This window comes from Nocardia sp. FBN12, assembly GCF_050320175.1.
Lineage (GTDB): Bacteria > Actinomycetota > Actinomycetes > Mycobacteriales > Mycobacteriaceae > Nocardia.
In genome coordinates this window covers 1,324,945-1,340,202 of sequence record NZ_CP190048.1, presented here as the reverse complement: position 1 = coordinate 1,340,202, position 15,258 = coordinate 1,324,945, and the positions used below count along the sequence as shown (strand labels likewise).

The window sequence follows — 15,258 nt, the reverse complement described above, 5'->3', positions numbered from 1 at the left end:
GTACCACCATGAACGTCCGGACCGGCACCGTCGACGTGCCCGCCGCCCCCACCGCCGCGCTTCCCGCCTTCGCGTGGCGCGAGGTGTCGATCGTCGCCGCCGTGGCCGCGACACTGTTTCTGGCCAGGATCGATCGCTACCGCATCGGTGGTGACGAACTGTATTTCCTTGCCGCAGGACGACATCCGTCGGTGAGCTACGCCGATCAGGGCCCGCTGGTGCCGCTGCTGGCGGCACTGTCGGACTTCCTCGCGCCGGGATCCACGGTCGCGCTGCGGTTGCCCGCGTTGGTGTTCACAGTGCTAGCCATCGTGCTCAGCGCGGTGATGGCCAGGGAGTTCGGCGGTGGCAGGCTCCCCCAGACCATCGCCGCACTCGCCTACGCGACCACGCCGATGGCGGTCATGCAATCGGCGATGCTGAGCACCTTCGCCCTCGACATCACCTTGACGGCGGTGCTCGCGTGGTTGCTGATCCGCTGGGTGCGCACCCGCGACGACTACCTGTTGGTCGCGGCGGGGTTCGTCGCCGCGGTCGACTTCCAGGTCAAATGGCTGATCCCGATCATCTGGGCGGTGCTCGCACTCGGTGTGGCCGTGTTCGGGCCGCGGGAGATGCTGCGTCGGCCCGCCTGGTGGCTCGGCTCGGGACTGCTCGCCGGATCGGCTGTCCCGATTCTGTGGTGGCAGCACAGCAATGGCTGGCCGCAGCTGGCGATGGGCGCCATCGTGCGCGACGAGCAACTCGCCACCGCCGGGCTGTTCGCGGTGCCGTGGACGCTGATCCAGGTCACCGGGGCGGGCGGGCTGCTGTTGCTCGTCGGCATGTGGGCGGGCTTGCGCGCCGAGCGATTTCGCCCGTACTACTTCCTGATCCCGATGATCGCGCTCGGTCTCGGCGCGGTCGTTGTCTTCGGATTGCGCCCGTACTTCGTCGCCGGCGCGTTCCCCGGCCTGTTCGCGGCGGGTGCGGTGTATCTGGCCGCCCGTGGGTTCGGTCGGCGCGGTGCGATCATCGGCGGTTGCGTCGGCGGACTCACGACCGCGATCTGCGTCGCGCTCGTCGTCGTCCTGCCGCTGCCCGCGTCCGCCCTGCGACAGTCCACCGACGACTATTCGCAGATCCATTCGCGCAGTGTCCTTTTCGGCCCGAGCGGTTGGGACGACCTGGTCACCACCGTCGCCGAGACCTACCACCGGATACCGCCGCGGCAGCGCGACGGTCTGGTGATCGTGACCCAGAACTATTGGCAGGCAGCGGCACTCGACGATTTCGGGGCTGCCGCAGGACTGCCCGAGGTGTTCAGCCCGAACCGTGGTTACGGCTACTTCGGCACACCACCCGACGAGGCGACCACGGTGCTCTACGTCGGCGTCGACGATCCCGGCGGCGCGCTGCGCACCCGCTTCACACAGACGACCCTGCTGACCCACATCGACGAACCACTCGGCTTTCCCGGTGTGAATCGTGGTGTCGCCGTGTGGCTGTGCAGCGGGCCCACCGAACCGTGGTCGGCCCTGTGGCCCGATGCCAAGCAATTGCGGCTCGTCGACGGGACCAGCCGACATGGGAAGTAGCGATGCGCGAGTGAACGGAGACAAGGCAGTGGTCAATTCGATGGTGCGGCGGCTGGCGCTCACGGTGGCGGTCGCCGCCGCGGGTCTGCCCGTCGTCGCGACGGCGCACGCGGCCCCGGACCTGGTCGCCGCGCGCGCCATGGCGGCGGCCCTGCCCGCGCCGAACGGGTCCTACGCGGTGGCGGCCGCGGCGAACGGACCGGGCAAGGTCATCGACTTGACCGTGCACTCCGCGGCGATGAACCGCCCGGTCACCGTCGCGGTCATCCCCGCCGCCGATCCCACGGCGCCCGCGGGCTCGCTGTATCTGATCAACGGAGTCGACGGTGGCACCGACACCCCGAACTGGCGGGAGGGCAGCAACTGGTTCACCAAGACCGACGCCGTCGAGTTCTTCGCCGAGAAGCAGGCGAACATCGTCATGCCGATCGGCGGTGCGGGCACCTTCTACACCGATTGGCAGCTCGACGATCCCGGCACCGGACGCAACCGCTGGCTGACCTTCCTCACCACCGAACTGCCGCCGATCATCGACTCCGCCTTCCGCGGCACCGGCCGCGACGCGGTCGCCGGACTGTCGATGGCCAGCTCGGCGGTATTCCGCATGGCACAGCAAGCGCCACAACGCTTTCGGATGGTCGGCTCGTTCAGCGGCTGCATCCAGACCAGCAACCCGGCAGGCCAGGCGATGGTGGCCTCGATCGTCACCGCGCGGCGCGGCAACCCGCTGAACATGTGGGGACCGCCCACCGATCCGGCCTGGATCGCCAACGACGCGGCCCTCAATGCCGAAAAGCTGCGCGGGGTCCAGGTTTACGTGAGCACCGGCAACGGCCTGCCCGGCCCGCTGGACACCTTGACCGGCCCCGGCATCGCGAACAGCCCGATGAAACTGCTCGACCAGATGATCATCGGTGGCGTTCTCGACGGCATCACCGTGGTGTGCACCGCGTTGCTGCGCGACCGCCTCGCGGCGCTGAACATCCCGGCGACCTTCGACTTCCGCCCGGCCGGCACGCATTCCTGGGGTTACTGGGAGCAGGACATGCACACCTACTGGGCGCGGGCCGCCGCGCTGCTCGTCCCCTAGAAACCCGAAAATCGGGTACATCGCGGCCAAGCCGTGCCGCGATGTACCCGATTCGTGTCCTCGCCTACAGGGAACCGCCACCCCCGATCAGCCACGGGTTGAAGGTGCAGGTCAGGTTCGGATTCTGGACCGGGTCGAGCGCCCGCAGTGCGATCGACAGGGCACGCGGGGAGTACATCATCGTCAGGTGATCGGAGATATCCTGCTCGCAACCGTCCTGCAGCACCACGTTGTCGACTGTCGAGCCGGGGCCCTGGTCGAGGAACGTCAGCTCGTACGGGTTCGTCACTTCGTCGTAGCGCGTGCCGACAACGGTGTAATCGACACCGGGAACGGTGTCACCGTCGGCGTTGAGCGTCTTGACGAAATCCGAGCCGACGGTCTGCTGGATACCGGCGTGGCCGACGAAGATCTCGATCGGACCGAGCACATCGATGCCCAGGTTGTTGACCATGCGGCCCAGCGCACCGATGCCGTCGAGACTGGTGCCGTGGTGGGTGGCACCGAAGGTGATCAGGTTCTTCACCTTGGCCGCGCCGCCCTCGAACTTGGTGTACCAGTTCGCCATCGACCCACCTTGCGAGTGCGCGATGATGTCGACTTCGTTCGAGCCGGTGGCCGCGAGGACCCGGTCGACGAACGCCGCGGTCTGCTTGGCCGAATCCTGGATGTAGCCGGTGCCCATGACACCGGGCAGGAACGAACCGAGCCCGCCACCTTCCATCATGTTCGAGCGGCCGTAGTTGAACGCGAACGTGCAGTATCCGGCGTCCTTGATCGGCTGACCCATGTAGGCGTAGCCGTTGTAGGCGTTCATCCAGGTGCCGTGCAGCAGCACGACCGGACGAGGGTGCTCGGCGGTCGGCTTGCAGTTCCAGTCGTTGGTGCCGGGGGCACCCGCGTCGGGGTTGAGCAGGCCGTAGCCGAACGCGGGCAGGAACGCCGTCGACGCGGGGCCGATAGCACCCGGGTCGGAGGAATAGCCGCCCGAGGAGCCCGAGCTGGAACCGGAGCCACCGAGGCAGTCGCCGGAGCCGTTACCCGAGCCCGCACCGCTACCGGAGGTACAGGCCGAACCCGTGCCACCGAGCCCGCCGTCGGTTCCCCAGGCCACGTCGCGGCCCTCGTAGATGATCTCGGCCAGCTGCTGTTCGGTGGGGCCGGAGGCCGGGTCAGCCGCCGCCCCCGCCCCGGACAGGGCGACAGCAACGACGCTGACGCCCATCAGTATTGCCGCACGCACCGAGCGTGTGCGGCCACGAGTAGTGGTCATGCAAGGTCTGCCTTTCCGAATGCGAAAAAGGAATCGGCTCGTAAGCCGCCCCGAACGTATGCCGGAATAACCGGCACGGAAATCGCTTCCGGCCAGGTGTGTGCACCTCACCAATCGACTGTTGTGGACCCCATGGCCGCACACAGGAAATATTATTCCTCGCAATATCGACCAGCATTCGGAATATTTCCATGAGAATCATTGCAGCCGAAAGGAACACTGATGCCAGCGAAACCCGTCGACCGGCGGATCCGACCGAAGCAGGAGCGGGCGAAGGCGACCCGGGAACACATCCTCGACACCGCCGCCAGATTGTTCGGTGAGCGGGGAATTTCCAATACTTCCACCAATGCCATCGCGGCGGAGGCGCGGATCAGCATCGGCACGCTCTACCGGTATTTCCCGGAGCGGTCCGTTCTCGTCGACGAACTCCTCGATCGGCTCATCGCCGTCGCCGAGCAGGAGTTCTCCCAGCGCGTATTCAGTTTGCCCGTCGTGAATACGCCCAAGAGCAGCGACGAGTACATCACGATCGCCGCCGAGATTCTCGAGGTCTTCGCCGAGGTGCTGGTCGACAAGTCGGATCTGGTTCGCGCGCTGGTCGGCAGCGTGCAGTTCTACAGCAGCGGTTTGCCCGAATTCGAACCGCGATTGCGAATGCTGGTGAAGCTCATTGTGATCCAGTTCATCGGGCCAGGAAGCGACCGTGATCACGAGATGATGTCCTGGGTGCTGGTCAACACCGGTTTCGCCGCGGTCTTGCGCGCCTCGGCCGACGACGTGGCCGACGGCGACCGCGCCGAGGCCATCGCCATGACCGCGCGGATGATCGGCACGTGGCTGTACGGCGAGATGCGGCGCCGCAAATAGTCCGGTCGCGGAACGGGTTACACGGGCACCTCGTCGCGGGCCTGGAGGTCGGCGAGGACCAGTCGCAGAAGTTGTTCGGCGCGGATGCGCTGCCAGCCCAACATCGCGTGCGGGCTGAACCTGGCCTCCTCGAACAGTGCGACCAGTTCGTGGGCGCCGTCGTCGTGCAGCACGCCACTGTCGAATGCCCGCTCCAGTACTTCCTTGGGGGTATCCGAAATCAACGGTGCCGCAGCACGATCCGCGGCCAGCCCGGCTTCCATCGCCACATAGCAGGCGATCACCGCGGTGCGCGGATCCTGACCCGGCGCGTTCATCGCCGCCAGGCCCATCTCGGCGGCCCTGGTCAACGAGTCGACCGCATTCGAGACTTCCTCCTCGGTCAGTTCCACCCCGTCGACCCGGGGTGCCCGCCGACCGGCCACGGTGGCGCCGACGAGGCCGGTCACCGCGATGCCGATCAGCACGATCGCCAGCCCCACCGCTCCCAGCAGCGCCATCCCACTCAGACGCGACGAGTCGACCGCCGAATCGACCACCCGCACGTCGACCGCGTCCGGCACCGGCGGCCGCCCCTCGTCGACCCGAGCCGGCTGACGTCGCGCACCGGGCAACACGAACAGCATGGTGATGCCGACCGCGAAGGTCAGCGCGACTGCACTCAGGGCCACCGGAGCCAGCACCGCGAACCGCTTGAACGACAAGCGAATCCGGCGATCATGCTCGAGGGCGGGCATCGCCAACGGCAGCCGGTGCTGACTGACGATGACCCCCGCCAGCAAGATCACCACCGACACCAGCAACAACACCGGCATCAATGCGACAGCCATCGGCGAAGTCCCGCCGGTTTCATCGGGAACAACGGTCCCAGGTAAACGCCCGTGCAGCGCGATAATCGCCGCGACAATCAAGGCGATCGCCGCGACGAGCCGACCTATTGACGCCGATATCTTTCCCACAGACCTACCGCCGAACCCCTTCGAAGCCACCCGAAACGCCCACATAGTGGCATTTCGGATGGCCGCGGAGAACCGGCCACACAATGATTTGGTCGAACTCCCTCAGCGCCTACTGATTCCTTGTACCTCGCAACATCTCCTTTCCCGGAGCAAGGAAAAGTGGCCTCGTCGGTCAGTCGGCGAGAAAGCGGGCGGCGTTGGCGCGCGCCCAGTGTCCGAAGGTGGTGGCGGGGTGGCCGGTGATGTCTTCGACGCTGGTGGTCGGCAGCGATTGCGGGGGTGGGGCGAAGTCGAGCAGGACATTGTCGACGTACCAGGTGGTGTTGTCGCCCATGGCGGGTTCCAGGGCGGTGATGGTCTCCGCACGCGTCGAGGTCCGGAAGGTGATGTCGCGGTCGAGGGCGTCGGCGAGGTGGGCGACCAGGTCTGCGCGGGTGAGGATCTCCGGGCCCGCGAGTGCGTGCGCGCGGCCCACGTGGCCGTCGGTCAGCAGTGCGGTCGCGGCGACGGCCGCGATGTCGTTCATGGCGATGGGCGCACTCGCGGTGTCGGGGTTCGGTTCCCGGATGACACCGGATTCGCGGATCTGCTGCGACCACGTGAGCGTGTTCTCCATGAAGTCCGCGGGCCACAGATGAGTCCAGTCGAGCCCACTGCCTTCGACCGCGTTACACACACTGCCCCACCAGCTTTCGGGCTCACCGGACAGATCGACGACGTGGCGCACCCCGGCCGCCCGCGCCGCCGCCAGCACCTCGCCGACAGTGCCCGGCGACGGTGCCAGATACATTCGATCAACACCCTCGAACGCCGCGGCCAGGCTTTCGGGCCGTCCCAGATGCCCCTTGGCCACCTGAACCCCGTCGGGCAGCGCGGCCTTGCCCGGATTGATAGTCAGCGCACGAACATCGGTCGCGCCGCGCGCGAGCAGCTGGTCGACGACCATCCGCCCGATGTTCGCCGTCGCCCCGGTAACCAGAATTGTCATGACCCGATCCTGCCAACGAAATCCGACCGGCGCACATGGCGATTTTCGCGTGAGCGGAGCACCTTCGGCGACCGTATCGAAATCTATGGTGTGGCACAGGTAATTCAATATTCACCGCGAAGTGGTGATGTTTTTACGGTATTACCACTGGTGGGTTCCCCGTGATCGTCGGCGATGCGAAAATGTCCTCGGACCGAGATCCGGTCCGGCAGAGGATGTTCCGCCGGACCAGGCGGGCAGACTGGAGGGGCAGGATGCAATTCTCACGATTCGGCGTGATCGCCGTTCTCGCAGCAGGAACAGTCGGTTTCGCGGCCACCACCACCGCGCAGGCCGCACCATCAGCCGCGGTTCCGGCCGTGCAGGGCGTCGACAACGGCGTGACGTTCACCGCGAGCCCGCTGGCCGATGGCTCCGGGCTCACAGTGTCGGCTCTCGATGGCAGGTTCGGTATCACCGGCGGAGCAGTCACCTTGACCGATGCGGCGAGCCGGGTGGTCACCACCCTGCCGACCCGCATCCTCACCGGCGCAGGCGATTTCGACCTGGCCGCCGCCGTCTCCGCCGACGGCCGGTCGGTGACACTGAGTCCCACCGCCGCACCGGCCGTCGTCAACGCCAACATGGCCGCGTTCATCGACCAGGCCGCTGACACCCAGGCCCGCAAGCAGCACAACGCGGGCATCGGCGCCCTGATCGGCGCGGGCATCGGCGCGGTGCTCGGCTTCTTCCTCGGCGGAGTCGGCGCCCTGGTCACCATCCCGATCGGTGCGGGCATCGGCGCCCTCATCGGCTACTCGACGCCGTAACGGCACCCGCCGGTGGCCGACCCGAGCAAGGTCGGCCACCGCGCTCGGCGTCAGCTCAGGTGATGCCCCTGCTACTCGGGCCATCACCGCTACCCGCGTCACTGTTCTCCGCGCGGTCGAGCGTCACCTCAGTGGGCCCGCCATGACAGATGTCATGCCGCACCCGTGCCGCTGTCACGCCAAACGATGTTGTCACGCACTGTTTTTCGGCAGTCAGAGCGACGAACGTTGTCATCGCTACTCGCACAACATCCTGTTCGCGCGACATCTTGGAGAACACCATGCCTCAGCCCGAATCCCAGCGCACACTCGGCGATATCGAACAGACGGCCCCGTCGGCCGATCCGGCACAGCAGCTGATCGATCAGCTCGGCGGTCCGACCGGCATGATCTACACGGCCATCCCGATCATCGTGTTCGTCACGGCGAACGCGCTGGTGGCGCTGCCGATCGCCATCGGCTCAGCGGTCACCGTCGCCCTGGTGATCATGGGACTTCGGATCGCACGTGGTGAGCCCGGCGTCCAGGCGAGCGGCGGGCTCGCCGGTGTCGTCGTAGCCGGTGCGGTCGCAGCGTGGACCGGGTCGGCCGGCGGATTCTTCCTGATCGGCATCTGGGCCAGTCTGGCCGGTGCCGTCGTGGCGCTGCTCTCGCTGCTGACCCGTCGGCCGCTGACCGGATTGCTGTGGAACGCCGTGCACGGCAACAAGTTCGCCTGGCGACAAGACCGCCCGTCGCTGCGCGCGCACGACATCGCCACGCTCGCCCTCGCCACCATGTTCGCCAGCCGCTACGTCGTCCAGGACTGGCTCTACGACACCGGAGCGGCAGGCTGGCTGGCCACCGCGAAGATCGTCATGGGCACCCCACTGCTGGCGCTGGCGCTACTGGTGGTCGTCTGGGCATTTCGTCGCTCGACGAAGCGCCTGGCCTGACGGTCCTGTGTGGTGGCCGGCCCCGCGAGCTCGGCCACCACGCGCCTGTCAGCTCAGGTGATGAACTTCCTGCTGTCCGAAGACCGGGGTCGGAATCCCTTCGAAGCGGGCTTTGAGCTGGAGCGCGAGATACAGCGAATAGTGGCGCGACTGATGCAGATTGCCGCCGTGGAACCACAGACCCGGCTGTTTGGTCGGCTTCCACATATTGCGCAGCTCGCCTTCCCACGGCCCCGGATCCTTCGTCGTCCCGGAACCGAACCCCCAGCACTTGCCCACCGCATCGGCGACGTCCTGACCGATGAGGTCGGCCGCCCAGCCGTTCATCGAACCGTAGCCGGTGGCATACACGACCAGGTCGGCGGGCAATTCTGTGCCGTCAACGAGGATCACGCTGTCCTCGGTCAGCTCGCGCACCTGCCCGTGCGCCAACCCGATGGCACCGTCGGCGACGAGTTCGGCGGCCCCGACATCGATGTAGTAGCCCGAGCCACGGCGCAGGTATTTCATGAACAGCCCGGAATGGTCGTCGCCCCAGTCGAGCTGGAATCCGGCGCGCTCGAGTCGCGCGTAGAAGTCGGCGTCTCGTTCACGGATTGCCTGGTAGATCGGGATCTGGAATTCGTGCATGATCCGGTAGGGCAGCGAGGCGAACGTGAGATCGGCTTTCTGCGTGGTCATTCCGGCAGCAAGGGCACGTTCGGAGTAGAGGTCGCCGAGCCCGAGTTCCATCAGCGAGTCCGACTTGACGATGTGTGTCGAGGAACGCTGCACCATGGTGACATCGGCGCCCGCCTCCCAGAGGGCGGCGCAGATATCGTGTGCGGAGTTGTTCGCGCCGATCACCACCGCTCGTTTGCCGGCGTACCGGTCCGGTCCCGAGTGCTGACTGGAATGGTGCTGATCGCCTCGAAAGCGCTCCATGCCAGGGAAATTCGGGACATTCGGTTTGCCCGACATCCCCGTCGCCAGCACCAGATGCCGCGGCCGCAGCACCACGGGCTCGCCGTCCCGCTCGACCTCGACGATCCACTCCCCCGCGGACTCGTCGTAGCGCGCCGAGGTGCAGGTGGTCTTGGACCAGTACGGCACCTCCATCACCTTCGTGTACATCTCGAGCCAGTCGCCGACCTTGTCCTTGGGCGCGAACACCGGCCAGTTGTCGGGAAAGGGCAGATACGGCAGGTGGTCGTACCAGACCGGGTCGTGCAGGCACAGCGATTTGTACCGGTTGCGCCACTGGTCACCGGGCCGCTCGTGCTTGTCGACGACGAGCGCGGGCACGCCGAGTTGCCGCAGCCGCGCACCGAGCGCGATGCCGCCCTGTCCGCCACCGACCACGAGCACGAACGGCTGCCGGGTGTAGCCGAGTTCGGCCGCTTCGCGCTCACGCTGTTCGGTCCAGGTGACTCGATCGGGGTCGGCGCCGTGCCGCACACCCTTCGGTCGCCGGACGCCCTTACCTTCTTCGTGGCCTTTCAGCTCCTGCAGGGCGGTCAGCATGGTCCACGCGCCCTCGTCGGTGAGCCGCAGATGGCCGACGCCACGACCGGCGCCGGTGTCGAATCCGATCCAGGCGCTGATCACCCCGTCGGCCTCGGTCGGCGGTTCGGTGGTGTGGAATCCGGACGGATCTGTGTCGGCGAGCTGCGCGCGGAGCAACTCGGCGACGCCCGCGGGCCCCTCGACGGTTTTGATGTTCCAGGTGAACGCGACCAGGTCGCGCCAGAAACTGTCGAGGGCGAACATGCTCGCCGCGGCCTCGGCATCACGCGCGGCCAGCGCTGCCTCGAATGCTGTCAGCCAGGCGTCCACCCGCTGCTGGGGCCCGGTCGCGTCCGACCCGCTCACCGCGGGGTCGAGTGTCTGGGTCATCGAATCCTCCTCGAACTATCTGTGACCTAGAGCACACGACATCGGGTGGCGGTGGCACAATCGTTGCAGCACGTTGCAACGGGATGGAGGGCTTCGATCGTGGGCGATTTCAACGCGGTCGCACCCGGCACCGACCTGTCCGGCTATGCGCGCGAGCTGATCCGGATGCACGATGCGGTGATCGGCGGTGGGCAGTCGCCGTTGCGGCCGCGCCCGCTCGTCGCCCGGTCGTGGTCGCGGGCCATGGCGGCGGGTCTGACGCCCGATCGGATCGGCGCCCGCGCGACGCTGAGTCCCGACGAGATCGAACGCCGCCGGCGCGAGTCCGCGCTGAGCTCGGTGATCGACGAGCTGACCCAGGCGGTGTCGAGCCTGGCCGACACCTCGTCGCAGCTGATGCTCGTCGTCACCGATGCCGAGGGCGTGGTGCTGTGGCGGTACGGCTCGGCGAAGGTCCGCCATCGCGCGGATTCGCTCGGTTTCCGGGAAGGGGCGTGGTGGACCGAGGACGCGGTCGGGACCAATGCCATCGGGACCGCGCTCACCGAGGCCAGCCCGGTACAACTGTTCTCGGGTGAGCATTTCGAACAGTTCCAGCATCCGTGGTACTGCACCGCGGCCCCGATCCACGACCCACGCACCGGCGAACTTCTCGGCATCGTCGATCTCAGCGGGCCCGCGCTGACCCTGCATCCTGCCGTCACCGCACTGGTCGCCACCGGTGTCCGGCTCGCGGAGTCGCAACTGTGGCGTCAGCACGAAGGCCGACTGGCCCGTCTACGCTCGGCCGCTGGTCCCGCCCTCGCCGCGCTGACGGGTCCGGCGGTGCTGGTGGACGAGCACGGCTGGGTCGCCCACGCCATGGGCATCACCGCCAGTCGGGTCGCCGTTCCCCGGGCGGATCGCGCGATCACCGTTCCCGGCCTCGGCCAGTGTGTCGCCGAGCAGCTCGCCGGCGGCTGGTTGATCCGGCCCGATACCGGCGCTCGCGTCGTGCGGCTGGAGCTCGACCTGTCGGGTCCGCCGGCAGTACGGGTCTACGGCGCCGAAACCGGTTGGGGTAGTCCGCTTTCCGCCCGGCACGCGGAGATCCTCCTGCTGCTGCACCTGCGCAACGGTATGACCGTGCACCAGCTCAGCAACGCGCTGTTCGGCGACCCCGACCATGCGGTCGCGGTCCGCGCGGAAGTGTCACGGTTGCGCCGCGTACTCGGTGCCGTCGTAGCCAGCCGACCCTACCGGTTGGCCGAATCCGTCCGGCTGACAATCGAACTCGGCAACACCGACCGCCTGGCCGACTGCGATTTCGTCCGCCACGCCACCGCCCCCGGCCTGCGTGCCCTGTCCGAGCGGAGCCTCTAGGGTCGTCTGGCACGGACGAATCCGAGGAGGCAGCGATCATGAACGCGTCGAACGAACGCACACGCAGCGGGTGGGAAGACATTGTCGCCGCTGATCCGACGCATTCGAGCCGGTACGTGGAGCGATTTCGGGATCTGGCCGCGCAGGGGACCGACATCGTGGGTGAGGCCCGGCTGATCGATGCGATGGTCGAGCGCGGTAGCCGGGTTCTCGACGCGGGATGCGGGGCGGGGCGGACCGGTGGTTATCTGCACGAGGCGGGACACACGGTGGTGGGCGTCGATGTGGATCCGGTGCTCATCGAGGCGGCGCGGGTGGACTACCCGGGTCCGACGTGGGTGGTCGGCGACCTCGCGGAGCTGGATCTGCCGGTTGCCGACTTCGACGTCGTCGTGTGCGCGGGCAACGTGGTGACATTTCTCGCTCCGTCCACCCGATCGGCGGTGCTGCGGGGTTTCGCCCGGCAGCTGGCTCCGCGCGGACGCGCTGTCATCGGATTCGGGGCGAACCGCGGCTACGAGTTCGCCGAATTCCTGGCTGACGCCGAATCGGCCGGTCTCACGGTCGACCTGCTGCTCTCGACCTGGGACCTGCGGCCCTTCACCGAGGACTCCGACTTCCTGGTCGCGGTGTTCTCGCGCACCGGCGCCGACGCCCGAACCCGACCCGGCGCATGACGGTCATGGAGGAGCACGAGAACCAGCGGGCGCGGGTGGACGAGAACGCCTAGCACCGGCGGCCGTCACCCCCGCGGAGTTGGTCGCCCATCGACGGCCGATCACCGTTAGCGTGTCACCATGGCTCAGCGTGTGAACGAGATAGCTGATCGGTTCGTCGAGGAGTACGCGGCCGCGGATCCGGTCACGGCGACCATGTTCGGCATCGCCGGACACGACAACCGTCTCACCGACTATTCGCCTGCGGGCCATGCGGCGCGGGCGGAGATCGCGCGAAACGCGCTGCGCGCCATGCAGGACGCGCACCCGGTCGACCACGGCGAGCGCTCGGCGAAAGCCGTATTCACCGAACGCGTCGGGCTGGAAGTACAGATCCACGACGCCGGGCTCCCCCTCGCCTCGCTCAATGTGATCGAAAGCCCGGTGCAGAACATCCGGATGGTGTTCGACGTGATGGCCGCCGAGACCGCCGCGGACTGGGCGGTGATCGCCGAGCGTCTCGTGGGGGTACCGGAGGCGCTGGCCGGTGTCCGTGCCTCGCTGCTGGTCGCGGCGGAGCGCGGGCAGGTGAGTGCGCTACGGCAGGTCGTCAAGGTTGCCGAGCAGGCGGACGCCTGGGCGGGTTCGGGCGCCAAGACCGGGTTCTTCACCAGTTTCGTCGCCGCCGCGGACGGTGTCGACGGTGCGCCACTGGCGCGATTGCGGCAGGCCGCGCACGCAGCCGAGCAGGCCTATGGTGCCCTCGCCGAGTTCCTGCGCGCCGACCTCATGCCGAAATCGCCTGCCAAGGACGCGGTCGGCGAGCACACCTACCGCCTCTGGTCGCGCTATTTCACCGGCGCCGACCTCGACCTGCGCGAAGCCTATGAGTGGGGCTGGGCGGAGTTCGCCAGGCTGGAGGCCGAGATGTTGGCCGTTGCCGCCCGTATCGCACCGGGCGCCTGCCTCACCGAGACGGCAGCAGCGCTCGACGCCCACCCGAAGTACCGGGTGCGCGGGCAGGCCGAACTCCGGGCCTGGCTGCAGAAGGTGTCCGACGAAGCCCTGGAATCACTGCGCGACAGGCACTTCGAGATCCCCGACGAACTCATGGAGCTGGAGTGCACCATCGCACCGCCGGGCGGGGTGGTCGGCGCGTACTACATCGGCCCGACCGCGGACTTCAGCCGTCCCGGGCGCATGACCTGGTCGGTGGAGCCCGGCAAAGAGGATTTCGCTACCTGGCGTGAGGTCAGCACGGTCTATCACGAGGGGGTGCCCGGCCATCACCTCCAGATCGCGACGGCGGTGCGCGAGGCGGATTCACTGAACATCTACCAGCGATTGATGTCGTTCACGTCCGGACACGGCGAGGGGTGGGCACTCTACGCCGAACGCCTCATGCAGGAACTCGGCTACCTCGACGACGACGGCGACCTGTTCGGCATGCTCTCCCAGCAACTGTTCCGCGCCGCCCGCGTGGTCGTGGACATCGGGATGCACCTCGAATGGGAGATTCCGGCGGGCACCGACTTCCACGAGGGCGAGCGGTGGACACCCGATCTCGGCCTGGAATTCCTGCTGACACGGACCCTCGCCGACGCGGCCACCGCGCGTGACGAGATCGACCGCTATCTGGGCTGGCCCGGACAAGCACCCGCGTACAAGATCGGCGAACGCCTGTGGCTGACAGCGCGCGACGAGGCGCGTGCGCGCGCGGGAGCCTCGTTCGACGTGAAGGACTTCCACACGCGCGCTTTACGATTGGGCGGCATGGGCCTGGACACGATGCGCGAACAACTCGCCGCGATGGCGTGAGGGCTGATCAGAAGAGACTGGTTTGCGCGGGCTGCGCGACGGCCGTGATCGCAGGGTCGAGCTCGATGCGGCGCCCGACGAGGCGGGTGTCGTTGACCAGCACGAGTTCACTCGCGCCGCCGGCATCGCGGCACGCGATCGTATGGCCGTGCGCCGTCACCGCGTCGATGACGTATTCGCCTGGCTCCCCGGCGATTTCGGTCGCCACCGGGAATCGTCCGTGCGCGAGGACGGTGGCGTAGAAATCCCGCCCACCCGACCAGGCAGTGTCGGTGCGGGTGATGTCGGCGGGCAGGGCGCTGGCGGCGTGCTCGGCCGCGTCGGCGACAGCTGATTCCAGGACCGCCCATGGGCGCAGCGGTTTCGTCAGGGCGCGGGTCTTCGTGACCCCGGCGACCGACTGCCCGATCCCGGCCCGCTCGGTCACGGTCCGTTCGAGATCTCGAACATGCAGCCCGTCAGGGGAATCGGTGATGAAGCGAGCGACCAGCGCACCCTGCTCGAACAGACGGCGGTGGCGCCGCGCCGCCGACGCCGTACCGACCTTGGTCATCCCGTCACCGAAGTAGGCGATGTAGAGATGATGCGGCTGCGACAGATAGTCGCGAACCTGTTCGGGCAATGCCGTGAGCGGACCGCGATGGCTGTGCACCACCGACCATCCCTCGGTGATCCGGCACTGCTCGCACTGGCGACCGGCGTCGACCCGGGCGCGGCGCGGGCAGGCCAGCCGCCCGCGACGGCCGTTTCCGAACCCGTGGTAGCCCAGGCAGAATCGCCCGGAATCGGCAATCCGGAACGCCAGCCGCGTGCCGACACCGGGCATCAGCTCGGTGGTCCCGTCGTCGCCGAGCAACTCGTAGCTCCATCGACCCTGCTCGTCCCAGCGAGTGCCGCAGTAGAGGGCCGTGGAGGTCATGCGTCGAACTTACCCCGGTCAATCGGTGCGAATCACAAGACGGCGGCCCGAACGTATCCGAACGCCCAGTAACATCCGCACGATTTCCCCCACCGCGATCGCCTCACCTACGTTGAGCGCAACCGCA

The 15,258-nt window shown here is 67.6% G+C and carries 13 protein-coding genes; 8 read left to right on the top strand and 5 right to left on the bottom strand.

Features of this window, described 5'->3' with window-relative positions; genetic code table 11:
• Positions 1 to 8 precede the first annotated feature (8 nt).
• Together ACQHI0_RS06660 and ACQHI0_RS06655 are read left to right on the top strand one after the other, a co-directional pair.
• Positions 9 to 1,577, top strand: a complete 1,569-nt coding sequence (locus ACQHI0_RS06660; protein ID WP_427907042.1) for an ArnT family glycosyltransferase — start codon at positions 9 to 11, stop codon at positions 1,575 to 1,577.
• 10 nt (positions 1,578 to 1,587) lie between these two features.
• Positions 1,588 to 2,667 (top strand): alpha/beta hydrolase, encoded by a 1,080-nt coding sequence (locus tag ACQHI0_RS06655; protein WP_427907041.1) that lies wholly within the window; start codon positions 1,588 to 1,590, stop codon positions 2,665 to 2,667.
• 64 nt (positions 2,668 to 2,731) lie between these two features.
• Here the strand turns inward: ACQHI0_RS06655 and ACQHI0_RS06650 are convergent, their stop codons facing one another.
• A complete protein-coding gene (locus tag ACQHI0_RS06650) occupies positions 2,732 to 3,940 on the bottom strand; it encodes an esterase/lipase family protein (RefSeq protein ID WP_427907040.1) in 1,209 nt (402 codons plus the stop codon).
• Positions 3,941 to 4,162: 222 nt separating this feature from the next.
• On the opposite strand from ACQHI0_RS06650, the gene ACQHI0_RS06645 reads away from it, so the two are divergent.
• Entirely contained in the window at positions 4,163 to 4,810 is a 648-nt protein-coding gene (locus ACQHI0_RS06645) for a TetR/AcrR family transcriptional regulator (RefSeq protein ID WP_427907039.1), read from the top strand.
• A gap of 17 nt (positions 4,811 to 4,827) precedes the next feature.
• Here ACQHI0_RS06645 and ACQHI0_RS06640 read toward each other — a convergent pair whose 3' ends face one another.
• The gene (locus ACQHI0_RS06640) at positions 4,828 to 5,640 is read right to left on the bottom strand and encodes a DUF4129 domain-containing protein (RefSeq protein WP_427907038.1); all 813 of its coding nucleotides are present in this window, start codon (positions 5,638 to 5,640) and stop codon (positions 4,828 to 4,830) included.
• A 301-nt stretch (positions 5,641 to 5,941) separates the two neighbouring features.
• Positions 5,942 to 6,757, bottom strand: a complete 816-nt coding sequence (locus ACQHI0_RS06635; RefSeq protein ID WP_427907037.1) for an NAD(P)H-binding protein — start codon at positions 6,755 to 6,757, stop codon at positions 5,942 to 5,944.
• Between the two features lie 254 nt (positions 6,758 to 7,011).
• Here ACQHI0_RS06635 and ACQHI0_RS06630 point away from each other — a divergent pair, with 254 nt between their 5' ends.
• Both ACQHI0_RS06630 and ACQHI0_RS06625 read left to right on the top strand, forming a co-directional pair.
• Complete coding sequence (locus ACQHI0_RS06630) at positions 7,012 to 7,566, top strand: hypothetical protein (protein ID WP_427907036.1); 555 nt, start codon at positions 7,012 to 7,014, stop codon at positions 7,564 to 7,566.
• 281 nt (positions 7,567 to 7,847) lie between these two features.
• Positions 7,848 to 8,501, top strand: a complete 654-nt coding sequence (locus tag ACQHI0_RS06625) for a DUF3159 domain-containing protein (protein ID WP_427907035.1) — start codon at positions 7,848 to 7,850, stop codon at positions 8,499 to 8,501.
• Between the two features lie 48 nt (positions 8,502 to 8,549).
• On the opposite strand, the gene ACQHI0_RS06620 is transcribed toward ACQHI0_RS06625, so the two are convergent.
• The gene (locus tag ACQHI0_RS06620) at positions 8,550 to 10,376 is read right to left on the bottom strand and encodes a flavin-containing monooxygenase (protein ID WP_427907034.1); all 1,827 of its coding nucleotides are present in this window, start codon (positions 10,374 to 10,376) and stop codon (positions 8,550 to 8,552) included.
• A gap of 99 nt (positions 10,377 to 10,475) precedes the next feature.
• Between ACQHI0_RS06620 and ACQHI0_RS06615 the strand changes: the two genes are divergently transcribed.
• The 3 genes from ACQHI0_RS06615 to ACQHI0_RS06605 all read left to right on the top strand — a co-directional run bounded on the left by ACQHI0_RS06615 (position 10,476) and on the right by ACQHI0_RS06605 (position 14,212).
• On the top strand, positions 10,476 to 11,738 hold the full coding sequence (locus tag ACQHI0_RS06615; protein WP_427907033.1) for a transcriptional regulator: 1,263 nt from the start codon (positions 10,476 to 10,478) through the stop codon (positions 11,736 to 11,738).
• Positions 11,739 to 11,776: 38 nt separating this feature from the next.
• Positions 11,777 to 12,415 (top strand): class I SAM-dependent methyltransferase, encoded by a 639-nt coding sequence (locus tag ACQHI0_RS06610; RefSeq protein ID WP_427907032.1) that lies wholly within the window; start codon positions 11,777 to 11,779, stop codon positions 12,413 to 12,415.
• Between the two features lie 120 nt (positions 12,416 to 12,535).
• The gene (locus tag ACQHI0_RS06605) at positions 12,536 to 14,212 is read left to right on the top strand and encodes a DUF885 domain-containing protein (protein WP_427907031.1); all 1,677 of its coding nucleotides are present in this window, start codon (positions 12,536 to 12,538) and stop codon (positions 14,210 to 14,212) included.
• Positions 14,213 to 14,219: 7 nt separating this feature from the next.
• On the opposite strand, the gene ACQHI0_RS06600 is transcribed toward ACQHI0_RS06605, so the two are convergent.
• Positions 14,220 to 15,131 carry a hypothetical protein gene (locus ACQHI0_RS06600; RefSeq protein ID WP_427907030.1) on the bottom strand — a complete coding sequence of 304 codons (912 nt, stop codon included), beginning with the start codon at positions 15,129 to 15,131 and terminating at the stop codon, positions 14,220 to 14,222.
• Between the last annotated feature and the right edge of the window lie 127 nt (positions 15,132 to 15,258).